Source organism: Mediterraneibacter sp. 210702-DFI.5.30 (assembly GCF_020560115.1).
GTDB lineage: Bacteria > Bacillota > Clostridia > Lachnospirales > Lachnospiraceae > Mediterraneibacter > Mediterraneibacter faecis.
In genome coordinates this window covers 1-19696 of sequence record NZ_JAJCME010000010.1, presented here as the reverse complement: position 1 = coordinate 19696, position 19696 = coordinate 1, and the positions used below count along the sequence as shown (strand labels likewise).

The 19696-nt window shown below is 41.8% G+C and carries 13 protein-coding genes and 2 tRNA genes; 14 read left to right on the top strand and 1 reads right to left on the bottom strand.

Annotated elements, in window-relative coordinates; genetic code table 11:
• The first annotated feature begins 44 nt into the window (after window positions 1–44).
• Window positions 45–117, top strand: a tRNA-Ala gene (locus tag LI126_RS10840).
• Window positions 118–425: 308 nt separating this feature from the next.
• On the opposite strand, the gene LI126_RS10835 is transcribed toward LI126_RS10840, so the two are convergent.
• A tRNA-Asn gene (locus LI126_RS10835) sits at window positions 426–498 on the bottom strand.
• A 227-nt stretch (window positions 499–725) separates the two neighbouring features.
• On the opposite strand from LI126_RS10835, the gene LI126_RS10830 reads away from it, so the two are divergent.
• From LI126_RS10830 to LI126_RS10770, 13 genes are all read left to right on the top strand, one after another.
• Window positions 726–2357 (top strand): DUF5979 domain-containing protein, encoded by a 1632-nt coding sequence (locus tag LI126_RS10830; protein WP_227165378.1) that lies wholly within the window; start codon window positions 726–728, stop codon window positions 2355–2357.
• Window positions 2354–2845, top strand: coding sequence for a signal peptidase I (lepB, locus tag LI126_RS10825; protein WP_055171249.1), 492 nt, complete (start codon window positions 2354–2356; stop codon window positions 2843–2845). The genes LI126_RS10830 and lepB overlap by 4 nt, the downstream gene beginning before the upstream one ends.
• Before the next feature lie 36 nt (window positions 2846–2881).
• Window positions 2882–3913, top strand: coding sequence for a DUF7601 domain-containing protein (locus LI126_RS10820; RefSeq protein WP_227165377.1), 1032 nt, complete (start codon window positions 2882–2884; stop codon window positions 3911–3913).
• Window positions 3910–4737, top strand: a complete 828-nt coding sequence (gene srtB / locus LI126_RS10815; RefSeq protein ID WP_055165965.1) for a class B sortase — start codon at window positions 3910–3912, stop codon at window positions 4735–4737. Before LI126_RS10820 ends, srtB begins: the two co-directional genes overlap by 4 nt.
• Window positions 4738–4946: 209 nt before the next feature.
• Complete coding sequence (locus LI126_RS10810; protein WP_227165376.1) at window positions 4947–6056, top strand: LacI family DNA-binding transcriptional regulator; 1110 nt, start codon at window positions 4947–4949, stop codon at window positions 6054–6056.
• Between the two features lie 152 nt (window positions 6057–6208).
• Window positions 6209–8125: a PTS beta-glucoside transporter subunit IIBCA gene (locus LI126_RS10805; protein ID WP_227165375.1), complete on the top strand. Its 1917-nt coding sequence runs from the start codon at window positions 6209–6211 to the stop codon at window positions 8123–8125.
• 93 nt (window positions 8126–8218) lie between these two features.
• Window positions 8219–9643 carry a glycoside hydrolase family 32 protein gene (locus LI126_RS10800; RefSeq protein ID WP_227165374.1) on the top strand — a complete coding sequence of 475 codons (1425 nt, stop codon included), beginning with the start codon at window positions 8219–8221 and terminating at the stop codon, window positions 9641–9643.
• Between the two features lie 134 nt (window positions 9644–9777).
• Window positions 9778–11214, top strand: coding sequence for a D-alanyl-D-alanine carboxypeptidase family protein (locus tag LI126_RS10795; RefSeq protein WP_227165373.1), 1437 nt, complete (start codon window positions 9778–9780; stop codon window positions 11212–11214).
• 447 nt (window positions 11215–11661) lie between these two features.
• Window positions 11662–14817, top strand: a complete 3156-nt coding sequence (gene ileS / locus LI126_RS10790; RefSeq protein ID WP_227165372.1) for an isoleucine--tRNA ligase — start codon at window positions 11662–11664, stop codon at window positions 14815–14817.
• A gap of 5 nt (window positions 14818–14822) precedes the next feature.
• On the top strand, window positions 14823–17303 hold the full coding sequence (locus tag LI126_RS10785) for a glycogen/starch/alpha-glucan phosphorylase (RefSeq protein ID WP_155203402.1): 2481 nt from the start codon (window positions 14823–14825) through the stop codon (window positions 17301–17303).
• A 79-nt stretch (window positions 17304–17382) separates the two neighbouring features.
• On the top strand, window positions 17383–18282 hold the full coding sequence (locus LI126_RS10780; protein ID WP_227165371.1) for a SpoIID/LytB domain-containing protein: 900 nt from the start codon (window positions 17383–17385) through the stop codon (window positions 18280–18282).
• A 42-nt stretch (window positions 18283–18324) separates the two neighbouring features.
• Window positions 18325–19098 (top strand): M23 family metallopeptidase, encoded by a 774-nt coding sequence (locus LI126_RS10775; RefSeq protein WP_227165370.1) that lies wholly within the window; start codon window positions 18325–18327, stop codon window positions 19096–19098.
• A 199-nt stretch (window positions 19099–19297) separates the two neighbouring features.
• Complete coding sequence (locus tag LI126_RS10770) at window positions 19298–19579, top strand: GIY-YIG nuclease family protein (RefSeq protein ID WP_055145063.1); 282 nt, start codon at window positions 19298–19300, stop codon at window positions 19577–19579.
• Window positions 19580–19696 lie beyond the last annotated feature (117 nt).

Genomic DNA, 19696 nt, shown 5'->3' with positions numbered 1-19696 from the left:
TAAGCCATGATATCATATAGAAGTTCTGTTGAGGACATACATATGGGGGATTAGCTCAGTTGGGAGAGCGCCTGCCTTGCAAGCAGGAGGTCACGAGTTCGACTCTCGTATTCTCCACTAGGATTACGGATTGTGCGTTGCACAGTCCGTTTTTTAATATATTAGGAAAGTACTTTCCTAATATATTAAAAACGCTCCGCTAAGGATGCGCACTGCGGCGTACAATGTAGATGTCGCAAGCGACCGCCGCAGGCGCAAGAATGTGCAAGGCACATTCTTTGTTATACGTACAGAGCCAGGCAATTAAAGACAAACTGTGCTACCTCGTGCTTGCACGAAAGTACTACAGTCTGTCTTTAATTATGTGGCGGATACGCAACAAAAAAACATCCCACAGCGCGAAATCTGTGAGATGTTCTTCATAGCTCCCCCTGTTGGACTTGAACCAACGACACTTCGGTTAACAGCCGAATGCTCTACCGACTGAGCTAAGGAGGAATATTTCCTTGTCTTATCGACGAAAAATATATTATCATATTTAAATGGTCTTTGCAAGAGAAAATTTTAAAAAATGTAAAAAATCTTAAAGAAATCTAATTTTATCTCTTTCAAGTCATAATCAGAAATCCAGCGTCATACATATATTAGACAGGAGGGCAGATATAAAATATATCGACAGTACTTCCTGAAAGGTAACAATTCAATTTAAGACAGGAGAGGGCAAAATGCGAAGAAAGCTGAGAAGACATTTTGCATTTCTGATGGCGGTACTGATGATGCTGTCGTTGATGGGGGTTCAGGTACTGGCAGAAGGTGTACAAGTTGAGGCTGTACAAACTACAGAGGGAACAGATTGTACCGTGCTCCCGGAAGAAACAGATGCGGAAGAGACTTCCCGATCAGAAATGCAGAAACCAGACGCAAAAGAATCTCCCCCTGAGTCTGGAGTAGTAACAGAGGAAGGGAAAAGTACCGATTCAGAGAAAATTTCAGTTGCTCTTAAAGATGAGATTCTTACAAAAGGTTCTCTGACAGCAGATGTTAGTGGAACAACAGAATCAGATCAGATTGCTTATCAGTGGCAGGTAAGTGAAAACGGTCAATGGAAAGACATTGAGGATACAGCGACTGTGGATAGTAGAAAGCAATCCTATGAAGTTGCAAGAGATGGTGCACAGAAGACATTTCGTGTGAAAGTGACAGTAAATGAGGCGGTGACAGTTTATTCTTCCGAATACAAGGTGAATTATTATGACAAGCTTCAGAATGGAAGTTTTGAGACGCCAAAAGTATCTGATACAGGAACACTGACTTATAAGAATGCACATTTTATCCAGGTAGCAAATGGAACGAATGATTTATATTGGAAAACAACAGCGAAAGGTGCATATTTTGGCTCTGGAACTCAGAGAGATTATTATATCGAGATTGCAGATGGAAGCCGAAGTTATTATGGAAATACGGTTAATGATCCAAAACCGGTTTATAACATCAGCAGTGCGGCACAGGGAAATCAGTTCGCAGAATTAAACTGTGAGGAACCAGGGGCTCTTTATCAGGATGTTTTGACAGAACCGGGGACAGTTCTTCACTGGGGATTGGAACATGCCGGACGCTGGGGAACAGACACGATGGCGGTTATCATCAGTGATACGAAATCAATGAGTTCTGATTGGAATCCGGCAGGATCTGGATTTGATCAGAGTAATCCTGATGTGCAGGCGGTATTGTCAGATAAAACTGGGAAATGGACTTATCACTATGGAGATTATACAGTTCCGGCAGGGCAATATGTTACTCGATTTTATTTTGTGGCAGTAGCGGCAGCAAATGGAAATCTGTCAAATGGAAACCTGCTCGATAACATTTCTTTTGGAAAGGATCTCCCAAACCCACCGGCCAAAACAGGTAATCTGATAATCACAAAGCAGGTGGAAGGAATTGCAGCAAGTCAGATTCCGGACGAGTCCTTTACATTTCAGATAAAACGGGGAGAAGAAGTGATCGAAGAAGTGAAGCTTCCGCAAAATGGTCAGTGGAGTGCATCGCTCCAGGCGGTTGAACCTGGGGAATATACAGTGACGGAGATTGCTCAGGAACAGAATAACTATAGGCTGGAGCATACCTTTTATCTCGTGGGACAGGAAAGTCAGGCAGAGGGGATGACAGCACGAATTGATATAACGAAGGAGCAGACGGCAACAGTAACTTATACGAATCAGTATCAACCGCTTATGGTTGTTCCGACAGGAGTAGAGAACAGGGTGCTTCCTACAATCCTGATAGAAACAATAGGCATAACAGGAGGAGCAGTTTTTCTGTTTCTTCGAAGAAAGAGGAAAGAAACAGATTCATGAAATTAAAAGGAGAGATTCATCTTTTTCTGATTCGTCTTGCATTTCTTCTGGTGTTTCTGTGGGTTTTATTCGGGCTGTTGTTTGGGATTACAACCATGAAAAACAATGACATGTCGCCACGCATCAGTGCGGGAGATCTGCTCTTTTATTATCGACTGGAAAAACCGAAAAGCGGGGATGTGGTGGTTCTTCAGAAAGCAGGAGAGAAATATGTGGGCAGAGTGATCGCAGCCGGCGGCGATACAGTAGAGATTACAGAGGACGAAAAGGTAAAGATCAATGGAAGTAAGATTGTGGAAAATGATATTTTCTATAATACACCGCAATACGAAAGTGACACGGTCTATCCACTGACGCTGAATAGCGGAGAATATTTTATTCTGGGAGATCAACGGGGAAATGCAAAAGACAGTCGGTATTTTGGAGCTGTGAAGGACAAGGAGATAAAAGGCAGAGTAATTACGGTGCTCCGCCGGTCAGATATCTGAAACCCGGAAATCAGAGTAAAAAGTGAGGTAGAGATTATGAATAAGAAAACAGCAGGACGTATTTCAGCAATGGCAATGGCGAGTATGATGATGATGTCAGTTTGTGTGGTAAATGCGTCAGCCGAGGAAAATGAACCGATCACACAGCTGAATTTGAAGAAAACGGTGACAACGGATGGAAATACATACCAGCCAAACACTTCATTTTCGTTTCATGTGGAGAATGGTGAAGCAGCAGAAAATTGGAGAGATAATGTAGTATATGCCGGAGTGACAGGTGGAATCACGGCCTCTCAGACAATCGGATTCCAGCCATCAGGAGAAGATACACTGGCAGCAGCTTACAGCAAGAATGCAACATTGGAAATTAATGCAGGGGTATTTGAACATGCTGGTGTTTATCATTATGTTGTGACTGAAGATGCAGGCTCTTATGAAGGAATCGATTATGATACAGCAGGCAGAGATGTTTATCTTTTTGTATATAACGGAGCAGATGGAGCACTTTATGTTGGAAATGTAATTACAGAAAATAATGGTGAAAAAGGTGATCTTGAATTTATCAATGATTATGGTGCAGAAAATGATACAACGCATGATGTGACGATCAAAAAAACGATCACAGGTAATCAGGGAGTTAAAAATAAATCCTTCGAATTCAAGGTTGCGGTGAATGGTGGACAGGGAGAACTCTACAAAGTTGTAGTGAAGAAAAATGCAAATGCACAGGCACTTACAGAATACATCACAAGCAATGAAGCAGAAACTTCTTATCAGATTTCTGATACAGGTTCAATTACAATTTATGGATTGACAGAATCTGATAAATACACGGTAACAGAGACCGATGCGAATAAAGATGGATATACTACTACGATTGATGGAGAAACAACTGCGACCGGAACAAAGACAGGAACTACAAAAGAAGAAGGTACAGTAGTTCAGTATGTGAATGAGAAAGATGCGGCTGTAGTAACAGGCGTTGCAAAGAAATACACACCATACGTACTACTTGTGGGTGCGGCAGGCGCATTTGGATCAGTTTTCTTTCGTAGAAAAAGAGCATGATAAACGAAACGACAGAAGGTCAGGAGGCAGGGGAGCAGAGGGAAGAGCTGTTTTTTAAAGTTATAGAAGCGGGAAATAAGATATTGGAAATTCTGGCAGCGCTCTTTATTATTCTTATGCTTCTTTATGGTGCATATTCATTATGGGATACCTGCCAGATCAACCGACGTGCGTTTATCAGTGGAGAATTGATGAAATATAAACCTGCAGGGAAAACGGATGAAAGTCCGTCCCTGCAGGAACTTCAGAAAATCAATCCGGATGTGTGTGCCTGGCTGACGGTAGACGGAACAAAGATTGATTACCCGGTTGTGCAGGGAGAAACAAATCTGGAATATATCAATCAGGATATTTATGGAGAGTTTGCTCTTTCAGGAAGTATTTTTCTGGATAGCAGAAATGACAGAAAATTTATTGACAGTTACAGTTTATTATATGGTCACCATATGGATAATGGCGCAATGTTTGGGGATGTGATGAATTATAAAGAAAAGGAGTATTTTGAATCGCACAAAACAGGTACGCTATATTTGAATGAACAGTCAGAAAAAATCCAGTGGTTCGCCTGTGTGGAGACGGATGCGTATGATGAAGTTATTTATAATCCACAAGATTATAAGAAAGAGAATCTGGAAGAACTGATGGAATATATAAAGGCACATGCCGTGCAGTATCGTCTTCCTGAGAAAAAAGGAAAAGAGGGGTGGAACAGGATCATTGGCTTATCTACTTGTTCTAACGATCAGACGAATGGAAGAGTAATACTTTATGGATTTTTATATGATATTACTGTTCACTCCCGTGTCAATCACTCCGCTGATTGACACGGAGGATGCGTGTTTTGACTTGAATGCATCTCGCCCCATCGCCAAAGGCGATTTAAAATGGCGAGATGCGTTGCTGGTCGCACATCGTGTGAACAGTAACAGGTAGATAAAGAATGATGTAGCGCAACGTCGTTGCATATTTGTCTGTTGAATGTTAAAATGTGAATGTCATTCAGGTTCAGGTCAAAGCTAGAAAAAGAGCGAAAATGGATCTGGATAATTTCGAAAATCAGGGAAATAAAGGCAGGCAGTATACAATGACGATAAAAGAGATTGCGCAGATGGCCGGGGTGTCCAGCGCAGCAGTATCAAGATATTTGAATGGCGGATATGTGAGTGAACAGAAAAAGGAGCAGATCCGTAAAGTGATTGAGAAGACGGGATATCAGCCGTCTACTCAGGCAAGAATCCTAAGAACCGGACGCGCACATCTGGTTGGTGTGGTGGCTCCGAAGATCAATTCAGAATCAATCAGCCGGATCACAGCGGGAATTGAACAGGTTCTTTCGGCAAGAGGGTACCAGATGCTTCTTGCAAGCACGGATAATCAGCCAAAGAATGAGCTGACTTATCTGAGAATCTTTGAAAGTTATCCGGTAGATGGAATTGTACTGATCGGTACAGTGCTTACAGATGAGCATCGGAGATTTTTAAAAGAATCAAAGGTTCCGGTTGTGATTGTGGGACAGGAGACAGAAATGGCAAGCTGTATCTATCATGATGATTTTGGTGCGGGAAGAGCAATGGGACAAGAAGTTGCGGTGAAAGCACTGAAGCGGAATGGTGGAAGACCTGAAGATTGCAAGATTGCATATATTGGTGTTACTCGTGAAGATAAGGCAGCAGGTGCTGCCAGAGAAGACGGGTTCCGCAAAGGACTTCAGGAAGCAGGGATTACTTTCGATGACCATCGGTACAGACGCGAATCAGAATTTACAATGAGCGGCGGATATGAAGCAGCAGTGGATTTGTTGAGTAAAGAAAATGGAATCGATATCATATCGTGCGCAACAGATACGATTGCAGCAGGAGCAATTGAGGCATTGATCGCACAGAGTAAAAAGGCGGTTCCGGAATCGGTTCAGAATTCTGGTGCAAGGATGCTACACATTTTGGAACAGTCTGGTATCTGTGTCACAGGATTTGGTGATAATCAGATGTTAAGGGCTGTGACAGGCGGTATTCCAACGGTTCATTTTGGGTATAAAACGAGTGGAATCAAGGGGGCAGAGCTCTTACTTGAACAGATTGAAGAGAAAAATCCGGTGCCGGTGCATATGAAGCTGGGATTCCAGATCGTGAATAGATTTGAATGAATGTAACTAAGAGTATAGTGCAAGTTAAACAAAACAGAAGAATCAGAATTAGTAAAAATGCCATCTTTACAAATGGCATTTTTTTATTTAATATAAAATCATAAGATGTGAAAACGATTACACATAAAACATAGAAGGAAGGGAGAGTAATCATGGATTACAGGAAAACAGCCCAGGAGATTCTGGGATATGTAGGTGGAAGTAAGAATATTGTATCCGCAGCGCACTGCGCAACGCGTCTTCGTCTTGTTATCGCAGATAATAGTAAGGCAGATAAAGAGGCAATAGAGAATGTGGATGGAGTAAAGGGAGTATTTGAGGCATCTGGACAGCTTCAGATTATTCTTGGAACAGGAACAGTGAATAAGGTGTTTGATGAATTTATCGCGATCGCAGGTATTACAGCAAGCACAAAAGCTGAGGCAAAGGAAGCAGCGGCAGAGAAGCAGAACTGGTTTATGAAGGCCATCAAGCTGTTAGGTGATATTTTTGTACCGATCATTCCGGCCATCGTAGCAAGTGGTTTCCTGATGGGAATCATGAATGCGCTAGATTTCATGAATGCAAATGGATTTTTAGCAATTGATACAAGCAGTTCTATTTATGTGTTTGCGAATCTGTTCAGTAATATCGCTTATACATTTCTGCAGATTCTGATTGCATTTTCAGCTGCGAAAGCATTTGGTGCAAACCAGTATCTTGGAGCCGTTATCGGTATGATTATGATTCATCCGTCATTGCAGAACGCTTATACGGTTGCAACGGAAGGTGTACAGCAGACACAGAGCGTATTCTTCGGACTGTATCACATCGATATGGTTGGATACCAGGGACATGTAATCCCGATCATTATTGCAGTATGGATCCTTTCTGTATTAGAGAAGAAGCTGCACAAGGTAGTTCCGGCAGCACTTGACCTGTTTGTAACACCACTTGTCAGCGTATTCGTGACAGGATATCTTACACTTTCCATTGTAGGACCGATCTTTGTATGGGGTGAGAATGCGATCCTCGGAGCAATCCAGTGGATGCTGACACTTCCGCTCGGACTTGGAAGTCTGATCATGGGAGGTTTGTATGCACCGACAGTAGTAACAGGTATTCATCAGATGTACACAGCCATTGATATTGGTCAGTTGGCAAAATATGGAGTAACTTATTGGCTTCCACTTGCAAGTGCAGCGAATGTAGCACAGGGTGCAGCAGCATTGGCAGTTGGCGTTAAGTCAAAAGATCAGAAGATTAAATCCCTTGCACTTCCGTCATCACTGAGTGCATTCATGGGAATCACAGAGCCGGCAATCTTTGGTGTAAACTTAAGATTCTTCAAACCATTTATCGCGGGATGTATTGGTGGAGGATGCGGAGCATTGTATGCATCACTTGTACATCTTGGAGCAAAAGGAACTGGAGTAACAGGTATCTTCGGTATCCTGCTTTGCCTGAATCAGCCGCTTCAGTACATTATCGAGATGGCAATTTCAGTAGGAGTAGCATTTGTGATCTCCTTCATGATTTACAAAGATAAAGAGCCGGTAGTTAAGACAGCTGCAACAGAGACAACAGTTGAGAAAACAGAAGAGACAGAGAATGTAGTAGAAGCAGAAAATGTTTCAGCAGAAGAAATTACAAGCCCGGTAAACGGAAATGTTGTTGCGACAGCAGAAGTAGCAGATGAGACATTTGCATCAGAGATGCTTGGAACAACTGTTGCAGTTGAGCCAACAGATGGAAAGATTGTGGCACCATGTGACGGTGAAGTAATGAATATCTTCGATACAGGGCATGCAGTATGCATCGCAACGGAAGCAGGAGCAGAGCTTCTGATCCACATTGGAATTGATACAGTTTCCATGGATGGAAAAGGATTTGTAAAGAAGGTAGCAGACGGAGCAAAGGTTCGTAAGGGCGATGTGCTGATCGAAGCAGATCTGGATGCTATCAAAGCAGCAGGACATCCGACAACTACGATGATGATACTGACGAATGCAGATGACTTCAGCAAAGTAGAGAAGACAGCAGCGGGAACAGTTACAACAGCTGATCTCGCAATGAAGATTGAGAAATAAATTGAACAGTGATTAAAAAGATACAGCCGTTTTATTCAAAGAAGAATTCTTGCAGAATAGAACGGCTGTAAATGGAAAAAGGGAGACAAGAGCATGAATGCATTAACAAGGGATCTGATCAAACTGGTAGATATGACGGAAGAGATGATGAAAGAAAAAGAGCAGAAAGAAGGAGCGGATTATCGTGAGAAGTTGCATCTGATGCCTCCTGTTGGCTGGCTCAATGATCCGAACGGATTGTGCCAGTTGAATGGGATCTATCATGCATTTTTTCAGTATTCTCCATTTAATGCCGAAGGCGGCGTGAAGATGTGGGGGCACTATACAAGCAAAGATATGATCGACTGGGAATACCAGGGAGTAAAGTTATATCCGGATCAGCCATTTGACTGTCATGGTGTATACTCCGGATCAGCATTTATCGAAGATGACAAAATGTATGTTTACTATACAGGCAATGTAAAGCTGGAAGACGGAGATTTTGACTATATCAACACAGGACGCGAGTCAAATACGGTTCTTGTTGTCAGTGAGGATGGAAAGACATTTGGATCAAAAAAAGAACTGATGAGAAATGTGGATTACCCGTCAGATCTGACTTGCCATGTGCGCGATCCGAAGGTGTGGAAAGACGGAGATACTTACTACATGATTCAGGGTGCACGTACAAAAGAAGATGTCGGACAGGCATTGATCTTCGAGTCAAAAGATAAGATTAACTGGAAGTTCAGAAGCCGTGTGGAATCAAAGAAACCGTTTGGTTATATGTGGGAATGCCCGGATTACTTTGAGGTAGATGGAACAAAAATTCTTTCTGCTTCTGTGCAGGGACTTGAAGGCGGAGTATGGGATGACAGAAATGTTTATCAGTCAGGATATTTCATGGTTGATGGAAATATTTTAGATGATTATAAACTTTCAGAATACATGCTTTGGGATTACGGATTTGATTTCTATGCACCGCAGAGTTTTGAGAATGAAGATGGAAGAAGGGTTCACATCAGCTGGATGGGAATGCCGGATTGTGAAGAATATACTAATCTGACGATCGCAGAAGGGTGGCAGCATTGTTTCACTTTCCCGAGAGAAGTGTTTGTAGAAGACGGTAAAGTTCGTCAGAGACCTGTCAGAGAATTACAGAAGAGGAAAACTTTTGTGGATAAGTCAGCCGGAATGTTGAAAAAAGATGGATATAAAGTCTATGATGTGAATATCTTGGGCATTCAGAACAATGAATTCAGGACAGTGATTGATGAAGAATTGATTCTTGAGTACAAAAATGGAAGATTTGAGATGCATTTCACAAGTCAGGAAAAAAATTCTGTATCTGCAGGAAGAGGAATGCGTTATGTTGATGTAGATAAAATTTCAAGTGTTGAAATTCTTGTGGATAAATCCTCTGTGGAAGTATTTGTAAATAATGGAGAGTATGTATTCACCACACGGTTCTATCCACAGAAAGACAGTCTTGCGGTAGAGGCTGCGGGAGCAGAAATCATGATGGAAGAGATTCGATAGTTGAAAGAAAATAGCCTCCGGACTATTGAAAAAAACTTTTAGTAGAATTATAATAATAGTCACAGATTCCCCACAGATGAAAGGTCTGTGGGGATTTTTGCGTTATGAATTCAAACAACCGGAGGATTTCCTTTATGATAAATTTTAAGAAATACGGAAAGCGCTGTCTGTCTCTTTTTCTGGCGGCATCTATGATATTAATGCCGGCAGTACAGACATTTGCTGAGGAAGAAACGGCGGCAGCCACAACAGATTCAACTCAGACAGAGGAAGAAGACAGGGAGACACAGCGTCAGAAATGTTATGCGATCGCACCAGATTCAAACAGTGTGGAGAACTGGCCACAGGGACCGGCAACTTATGCGGATTCCGCAATCGTTATGGATATGAATAGTGGGGCGGTTTTATATAGCAAGCAGATTGAAAAGAAGCATTATCCGGCGAGTATTACAAAACTTCTGACAACATTGGTTGCGTTGGACAATGCAGAGCTTACAGATACGGTAGAATTTTCCCAGGACAGCATCTCCTTTCTGGAATATGGCGATGCCCATATCGGCATGACGCCGGGGGAGCAGATCAGTATGGAAGATGCGCTCTATGCCGTTCTTCTGGCATCGGCAAATGAGGTCTCTTATGCAGTAGCTGAGAGTGTTGGCAAGAAGATGGGTGGGGGTTATGACACATTTATTCAGGCGATGAATGATGAGTCAGAAAAACTTGGATGTACAGGTTCACACTGGACGAATGCGAACGGACTTCATGATGAACAACATTATACAACGGCGCATGATATGGCAAGAATTGGTGCAGCAGTTTATCAGAAGGAAGCGTTCCGGACAATTTCCCAATCGTTAAGCCATACGATTCCGGCAACGAATCTGGTGAATGAAGAACGTACTTTTCAGCAGAAGCACAAGATGCTCTGGCCACAGAATGATAATTATTATGAATACTGCAAGGGCGGTAAGACCGGCTACACAGATCAGGCAAGAACAACGCTTGTGACAATGGCAGATAACGGAGATATGCAGCTTGTTGCGGTGGTACTTTATGATTTTGGAAATGATGCTTATATAGATACTCGTGCCATGTTTGATTATGCTTACAGTAATTTTTCAAAAATATCTTTGAAGGATCAGAAGCTTCCGGAAGGTGTGAAGTCTTATGAAGACGAAGATGCTTATATTGTACTTCCGAAGAGTGCACAATTTTCTGATGTGAAAGCAGAAGTGAAGGAAGACAGCAACAAGGATGGATCCGGAATAGTAACATTTACTTATAAAGGGCAGGAAGTAGGCAGTGTGAAAGCTGCGATAGAAAAAACAGAGGAAAGCAGTGCAGCTGTTTTGGAAAAAAAGAAAGATAAGACAACTTCAACTGTCGTAACCGGGATTTCAAAGTTTATGAAAATTGTGATCGGAGTTGTAATTGCAGTTGTGATTTTATTGATCATCATTGTTGTACTTGCGAATTACCGGAAGCAGATAAGACGTCGCAGAAGAAAAAAAGGAAAAAGAAGAAATGCAAAGAGTGGTAATGTGAAAAGAAAGAAGAAACGCCGCAGATAAGAAAACAGAAATTTGCGAAAGAACGCTGAAAACAACGTTTTTTCGCACTTTTTTTATCATAATAAACCTTGACTAGAGCCAAGAATCTCTTTATAATAAGCCGTGTGTAGAAGTTCACAGGTAAAGCGATGACGGAGACAGTAGGATTTATCCGAACGTTACAGCGAGCCGGAGATGGTGGGAGTCCGGTGCAAGTAAGAGATTTTTGAAGATCACTCCAGAGCAGCAGTTCCTGAAACAGATGCAGAAAAGAGGTTTCTGCAGAAAGAGAGAGTAAGGACTGACGCGTGTCCGGCGTTAAAGGATACCATATGCAGGTCAGAAATCAGACCTAAGTATGATGTAACAGGTGGTTTAACGAGAGAAGTTCAGGCTTTCGTCCTATTACAGGACGGAAGCCTTTCTTTTTTTAAGAATCATAAAATAAACTCAGGAAAGGATAAGAACATGTATAAGAAAGTTTCAACTGACATGAATTTTGTCAGCCGTGAAAAAGAAGTTGAAAAGTTCTGGGATGATAATGAAATCTTCCAGAAAAGTATGGATGAAAAAGAAGGATGTCCGGATTATATTTTCTATGACGGACCTCCGACAGCAAATGGTAAACCGCATATCGGACACGTTTTAACTCGTGTTATTAAGGATATGATCCCGAGATACCGTACAATGAAAGGATATATGGTTCCAAGAAAGGCCGGATGGGATACACATGGTCTTCCGGTAGAGCTTGAAGTTGAGAAGCTTCTTGGTCTTGATGGAAAAGATCAGATTGAGAAATATGGTCTTGAACCATTTATCAAGAAATGTAAAGAGAGTGTATGGAAATACAAAGGAATGTGGGAGAATTTCTCCGGTACAGTTGGATTCTGGGCTGACATGGAGCACCCATATGTAACTTATGATAACAACTTTATTGAGTCTGAATGGTGGGCTCTGAAGCAGATCTGGGATAAGGGACTCCTTTACAAAGGATTTAAGATCGTTCCTTACTGCCCGCGTTGTGGAACACCGCTTTCCGCACAGGAAGTTGCACAGGGATACAAGGATGTTAAGGAGCGTTCAGCAATCGTTCGTTTTAAAGTAAAAGATGAAGATGCATATATTCTTGCATGGACAACAACACCTTGGACACTTCCATCCAACCTTGCACTTTGTGTAAATCCGAAAGAAGATTACGCAAAGGTTAAGGCAGCAGACGGACATGTATATTATATGGCTTGCGCACTGCTTGATACAGTTCTTGGAAGACTTGCAGAAGAAGGCAAAGATGCTTATGAAATTCTTGAGACTTACAAGGGAACTGATCTGGAAGGAAAAGAGTATGAGCCGTTGTATCAGTGTGCAGCAGACGAGGCTGCAAAACAGCACAAGAAAGCATTCTATGTTGTATGTGATGAATATGTAACTCTGACAGATGGTACAGGAGTCGTTCATATCGCACCAGCATTTGGTGAAGATGATGCGAATGTAGGAAGAAAATATGATCTTCCATTCGTACAGCTTGTAGATGAGAAGGGTGATATGGCAGAATCTACACCGTTCGCCGGTCTGTTTGTGAAGAAGGCTGATCCGGAAGTATTAAAAGATCTGGATGCAAGAGGACTTCTCTATGATGCACCGAAGTTCGAGCATAGCTATCCTCACTGCTGGAGATGTGATACTCCGCTGATCTACTACGCTCGTGAGTCCTGGTTCATCAAGATGACAGCAGTTCGCGAAGATCTGATCAGAAATAATAACACAATTAACTGGATTCCGGAAAGTATCGGTAAAGGACGTTTCGGTGACTGGATCGAGAACGTTCAGGACTGGGGAATCAGCCGTAACCGTTACTGGGGAACACCACTGAATATCTGGCAGTGTGAGTGTGGACATATGCACTCTATCGGAAGCATTGAAGAACTGAAATCAATGTCTGATAACTGCCCGGATGATATTGAGCTTCACCGCCCATACATCGATGCTGTAACAATCAAGTGTCCGGAGTGTGGTAAAGAGATGCACAGAGTACCGGAAGTTATCGACTGCTGGTTCGACAGTGGATCCATGCCATTTGCACAGCATCATTATCCATTTGAAAATCAGGATCTGTTTGAGAGACAGTTCCCGGCAGACTTTATTTCTGAGGCTGTAGACCAGACAAGAGGATGGTTCTACTCACTGCTTGCTATTTCAACACTGCTGTTCAACAAGGCTCCATATAAGAATGTTATCGTTCTTGGACATGTTCAGGATGAAAATGGACAGAAGATGAGTAAGTCTAAAGGAAATGCGGTCGATCCGTTTGATGCACTTGAGAAATACGGAGCAGATGCAATCCGCTGGTATTTCTACATCAACAGTGCTCCGTGGCTTCCGAACCGTTTCCACGGAAAAGCCGTTCAGGAAGGACAGCGTAAGTTCATGGGAACACTTTGGAATACTTATGCATTCTTCGTGCTTTATGCGAACATTGATAATTTTGATGCAACAAAATATACTCTGGAATATGATAAACTTCCGGTTATGGATAAGTGGATCCTCTCCAAGATGAACACAATGGTAAAAGATGTAGATTATAATCTTGGCAATTACAGAATCCCAGAGGCAGCACGTGTGCTTCAGGATTTCGTAGATGATCTGAGTAACTGGTATGTAAGAAGAAGCCGTGAGCGTTTCTGGGCAAAGGGAATGGAGCAGGATAAGATCAATGCTTACATGACTCTGTACACAGCTCTTGTTACAGTATCTAAGGCAGCAGCTCCGATGATCCCGTTCATGACAGAAGAGATTTATCAGAACCTGGTTCGCAGCATTGATAAGGATGCTCCGGAAAGTATTCACCTTTGTGACTTCCCAGAAGTTCATGAAGATCAGATTGACAAAGAACTTGAAAATAACATGGAACATGTTCTTGACCTTGTTGTTATGGGACGTGCATGCCGTAATGCATCCAACATCAAGAACCGTCAGCCGATCGGAAAGATGTTTGTGAAAGCAGACTTTGATCTTCCGGAATTCTATCAGGAGATCGTTGCAGACGAGCTGAATGTTAAAAATGTTAAATTTACAGATGATGTAAGAGACTTTACTTCTTATAGTTTTAAACCACAATTAAAGACAGTCGGACCGAAATATGGTAAGATGTTAGGTGGTATCAAAGCGGCGCTTAACGACATCGATGGAAATGCAGCAATGGATGAGCTCAACGCTACAGGTGCACTCAAACTGGATGTAAACGGACAGGAAATTGAACTTTTCAAGGAAGATCTTCTGATCGATACAGCACAGATTGAAGGATATGAATCTGTAAATGACAACGGAATTACAGTTGTTCTCGATACAAACCTGTCACCAGAGCTGCTGGAAGAGGGATTTGTACGTGAGATCATCAGCAAGATCCAGACAATGAGAAAAGAAGCTGATTTCGAAGTTATGGACAGAATCAAAGTTACATACGAGGGTAGTGAAAAGGCAGAAGCTGTCTTCGAAAAGAACAATACACTGATCGCAGGTGAGGTACTTGCGGATGAAGTTGTAAAAGCACAGCCGGCTGGTTACGTGAAAGAATGGAAGATCAACGGCGAAGCAGTTACAATGGGTGTTGAGAAAAAAGGAGAGTAATAAACATGTTCAGTAAAAGATTCGAGAAAAAGGCTTTTAAAGCGGCAGTAAAGGATAACGTTAAGACACTTTATAGAAAAACAATCGATGAAGCTACACCGCAGCAGCTATTCCAGGCAGTATCCTATGCAGTCAAAGATGTTATTATCGATGATTGGATTGAGACACAGAAAAGATATGATGAGACAGACGCCAAGACAGTATACTACATGTCAATGGAGTTCCTTATGGGACGTGCACTTGGTAACAACCTCATCAATATGACAGCATATAAAGATGTAAAAGAAGCACTGGAAGAGATGAATATTGATCTGAACGTGATTGAAGACCAGGAGCCGGATGCGGCTCTTGGAAATGGTGGTCTTGGACGTCTTGCAGCATGTTTCCTTGATTCTCTTGCAACATTGAACTATCCTGCATATGGATGTGGAATCCGTTACCGTTATGGAATGTTCAAACAGAAAATCAAAGATGGATATCAGGTGGAGGTTCCGGACAACTGGCTGAAAGAAGGAAATCCATTTGAAATTCGCCGTGAAGAATACGCAAAAGAAGTACGCTTTGGCGGAAATATCCGTTTCGAGAAAGATCCTGTAACAGGAAAAGATAAATTTATCCAGGAAAATTATGAGTCTGTTATGGCTGTTCCGTATGATATGCCAATCGTAGGATATGGTAATCATGTAGTAAATACACTGCGTGTATGGGATGCAAAACCGATTACAGACTTCAAACTTGATGAGTTTGACAGAGGTAATTATCACAAAGCAGTAGAGCAGGAGAACCTTGCGAAATTGATCGTTGATGTCCTTTATCCAAACGATAACCATTATTCAGGAAAAGAGCTTCGTTTGAAACAGCAGTATTTCTTTATTTCTGCAAGTCTTCAGGCTCTGATTGAGAAATATAAGAAAAAACATGGAGACATTAGAAAACTGTACGAGAAAGTTGTTATTCAGATGAACGATACACATCCGACAGTTGCAGTTCCGGAACTGATGCGTCTTTTGATCGACGTAGAAGGATTAAGCTGGGAAGATGCATGGGAAGTTACAAGCAAGACCTGTGCTTATACAAACCATACAATCATGGCAGAGGCACTTGAGAAATGGCCAATCGACCTGTTCTCTAAATTGCTTCCACGTATTTACCAGATTGTCCAGGAGATCGATCGTCGTTTCCTGATCAAAGTTCGCGAAATGTATCCGGGAAATGAAGAGAAAGTCCGCAAAATGGCAATCCTTATGAACGGACAGGTTCGTATGGCTAACATGGCAATCGTTGCAGGATTCTCTGTAAATGGTGTTGCACAGCTTCATACAGAGATCCTTGAGAAACAGGAACTGAAAGATTTCTATCAGATGATGCCTGAGAAATTCAACAATAAGACAAACGGAATCACACAGAGACGTTTCCTCGCACATGGAAACCCACTTCTTGCTGATTGGATCACAGATAAGATCGGTGACGGATGGATCACAGATCTGTCTCAGATTGCAAAGCTGAAACCACTTGTTGAAGACGAAGACGCAAGACGTGAATTTATGGAAATTAAATACCAGAATAAAGTTCGCCTTGCGAAATATATCAAAGAGCATAACGGAATCGATGTAGATCCTCGCTCTATCTTTGACATTCAGGTAAAACGTCTGCATGAGTACAAACGTCAGCTGTTAAATATCCTGCATATCATGTATCTGTACAATCAGATCAAAGAGCATCCGGAGATGTCCTTCTACCCAAGAACATTTATCTTCGGAGCAAAGGCGGCAGCAGGATACCTTCGTGCGAAAGAGACAATCAAACTGATCAACTCCGTAGCAGATGTTGTAAATAACGACAGAAGCATCAACGGAAAGCTGAAAGTTGTATTTATCGAAGACTACAGAGTATCCAATGCAGAGATTCTTTTCGCAGCAGCAGATGTCAGCGAACAGATCTCAACAGCTTCCAAAGAGGCATCCGGTACAGGTAACATGAAGTTCATGTTGAACGGTGCACCGACACTCGGAACAATGGACGGAGCAAATGTAGAGATCGTTCATGAAGTTGGAGAAGAGAATGCATTTATCTTCGGTCTGAGTTCACAGGAAGTAATCAATTACGAGAACAATGGCGGTTACAACCCAACAGATGTTTACTTTAATGATTGGGAGATCAAACGTGTCGTAGATCAGCTGATGGATGGAACATATTCTAACGGTGATCACAACATGTATATCAATCTGTATAACTCACTGCTGAATACACAGTGTACAGACAAAGCGGATACTTACTTCATTCTGAAAGACTTCCGTTCTTATGCAGATGCACAGAAGAGAGTAGAAGAAGCTTACAGAGATCAGCAGAGATGGTCTAAGATGGCAATGATGAACACAGCATGCAGCGGTAAGTTCACATCTGACAGAACAATCGAGGAGTATGTGCGTGATATCTGGCATCTAGAGAAGGTTGAAGTTCCATCAGGACAGGACCTTTTCGAATAAGCAATTACACGGAGAATGAACCAGATAAGTTCTAAAATAGGACAGCCTTCCATACAATAGAGTATGGAGGGCTGTTTTTATGCATGATACAATTAGAAATAAAATAAAGTCATTTTTTGCATTTCTTATCATACTGTTTTTACTTCCTTATATCATTTCTGTTTTTATAAACGGAAAAAATGCGGTGCAGGGAGCTGACAGCGATAATGCATCTGTGTATCTCGCAGAAATGCTCGCAGGAGAAACAGATGGTGGATATGAAATAGAAGCATTGAAGGCACAGGCGGTTGTTCTACGTACAGAGTTGTACAGAACAGAGAAAGAAAAGCAGACTCTTTTCGATAAATGTCTGACGCAGACTCAGATGAAGAAAAAGTGGGGGACAAAATACGAAGAGAATTTGAAAAAATGTCAACAGGCAGCACAGGAAACAAAAGGAATTGTACTGTGGTATCATGAGACCTTTGCATGGGCACCGTTTCATCAATCCAGTAATGGAAAGATCAGAGACGTGCAGGAGGTACTTGGGAATGCAGATTATCCGTACATCACAGCAAAAGAATGTCCGCTTGACAAGGCGGCAGAAGATGAAATTCAGGTACATTTGATAGAATATAAAGAGATACAAAAGAGATGCAGAGAATTCCTTGTGGCAGAGGAACAGAAAAAAGCAGAAAATGGGTATGGATACGAAGATTTTGAAATTCAGGAATGGGATTCTTCCGGTTATGTCAGAAAAATGAGGATTGGAGAGACGATATGTACAGGAGATCAGTTCCGTGATGCACTGAAACTTCCTTCGAGTTCATTTTCTTTTTATGAAAGTCCACACGGGTTGAAGATTGCAACTGTTGGAAAAGGGCACGGATTCGGAATGAGTCAGTGGACTGCACAGGAAATGGCAAAGGATGGGAAAAATTATGAAGAGATCCTGCAATATTTTTATGAAGGAACAGAACTACACCACATAGATGAATAAGATCGATCATTTCAGGCAATGCTATAGCCAGAGGTGATGATTATGAATAAAAATGAAAGACCGGCCTTTTTGAAAGGAAAGGGAGCTGCAGTTGGCGCAGTACTTTGTTTTGTTGCGGTAATTACAATGGTTGGGAGCTACACATACAATCATTACAAAAAAGATATGGAGCAGGAGATCAAAGATGTGCAAACAACAGCAGAACAGCTTACAGAAGATGATAGTACATTGGCGAATACAGATGATATTCTTCCTACAGACACAGATTCAGAAGAGGATAATGCAGAAAACCAGGAATCCCAAAAGGATGTTCAGCAAGAGAATGAAAACAGTATGGAGAATGGAAATACATCCACAGAGGAAATTCAAAGCACGGCATCTTCAAATACACAGAATGTGTGGTTTACTCAGGAAAGCACACTTGCCTGGCCGGCAAGCGGAGCAACACTTTTGAGTTTTAGTATGGATCATACAGTATATTTTCCAACATTGGAGCAGTATAAATATAATCCTGCACTGATTATTGGTGGAACGCAGGGAGAAGTGATCCACGCAGCGGCAGCAGGAGTTGTAGAGAGTATTGAACAGACTGCCCAGACAGGAACTACCGTGACACTTGATATGGGAAATGGGTATACTGCGGTTTATGGCCAGCTGGATGAAGTGGCGGCAGCAGTTGGAGATTATATTGCAGCCGGAGAGGAAGTGGGAACACTGAATTCACCGACGAAATATTATAGTGTCGAAGGACCAAATTTATATTTTGAAATTATGAAAGACGGGGCGCCGGTTGACCCAATGAATTTTATGGAGTAAAGTTGTATTTGTTTGGATAAAATGAAGGAATCAAAAGTTTGATTACGGGTGCAGGATCAATACTATATTGTATCGGATACAGGAAAAAGTTTAAGAAAAGTTTTCCTGATAATATAGTATTGGTCTTGGATAAGGGATTCATGATATAGTAAATAACATGCATCGAAAGAGTAATGCGGGAGATAGCAGAGGTGAGTTTTTGAATTATACATATATGCTAAAATGTAGTGACGGAACGTTATACACGGGCTGGACAAATGATCTGGAAAAACGTGTGGAGGCGCACAATTCAGGGAAAGGCGCAAAATATACGAAGGCACGGAGGCCAGTTGAATTGGCTTATTATGAGGAATTTGAGACAAAAGAACAGGCAATGAAACGGGAATATGCAATTAAGCAGTTAGGGAGAAAAGAGAAACAGAAACTCATTGCCGGCAAAAAAGTTAAATTATCAGATGAAAGAAAAGAGAAAGAAGATTAAAAAACCTGCCCATCAGGAAATGTTACATTCCCGATGGGCAGGTTTATCACAGCAGAAGCAATGAGACTATGAAGAAAAGTCTGTAAATAAAAATCTTCTATGATAATGATTGAGCTG

Bases quoted from the DNA above. Each gene is read 5' to 3' on its own strand.
- srtB (WP_055165965.1), top strand. From the start codon at position 3,910: ATGATAAACGAAACGACAGAAGGTCAGGAGGCAGGGGAGCAGAGGGAA.
- LI126_RS10830 (WP_227165378.1), top strand. From the start codon at position 726: ATGCGAAGAAAGCTGAGAAGACATTTTGCATTTCTGATGGCGGTACTG.
- ileS (WP_227165372.1), top strand. From the start codon at position 11,662: ATGTATAAGAAAGTTTCAACTGACATGAATTTTGTCAGCCGTGAAAAA.
- LI126_RS10800 (WP_227165374.1), top strand. From the start codon at position 8,219: ATGAATGCATTAACAAGGGATCTGATCAAACTGGTAGATATGACGGAA.
- LI126_RS10805 (WP_227165375.1), top strand. From the start codon at position 6,209: ATGGATTACAGGAAAACAGCCCAGGAGATTCTGGGATATGTAGGTGGA.
- LI126_RS10780 (WP_227165371.1), top strand. From the start codon at position 17,383: ATGCATGATACAATTAGAAATAAAATAAAGTCATTTTTTGCATTTCTT.
- LI126_RS10820 (WP_227165377.1), top strand. From the start codon at position 2,882: ATGAATAAGAAAACAGCAGGACGTATTTCAGCAATGGCAATGGCGAGT.
- LI126_RS10795 (WP_227165373.1), top strand. From the start codon at position 9,778: ATGATAAATTTTAAGAAATACGGAAAGCGCTGTCTGTCTCTTTTTCTG.
- lepB (WP_055171249.1), top strand. From the start codon at position 2,354: ATGAAATTAAAAGGAGAGATTCATCTTTTTCTGATTCGTCTTGCATTT.
- LI126_RS10785 (WP_155203402.1), top strand. From the start codon at position 14,823: ATGTTCAGTAAAAGATTCGAGAAAAAGGCTTTTAAAGCGGCAGTAAAG.
- LI126_RS10775 (WP_227165370.1), top strand. From the start codon at position 18,325: ATGAATAAAAATGAAAGACCGGCCTTTTTGAAAGGAAAGGGAGCTGCA.
- LI126_RS10810 (WP_227165376.1), top strand. From the start codon at position 4,947: ATGGATCTGGATAATTTCGAAAATCAGGGAAATAAAGGCAGGCAGTAT.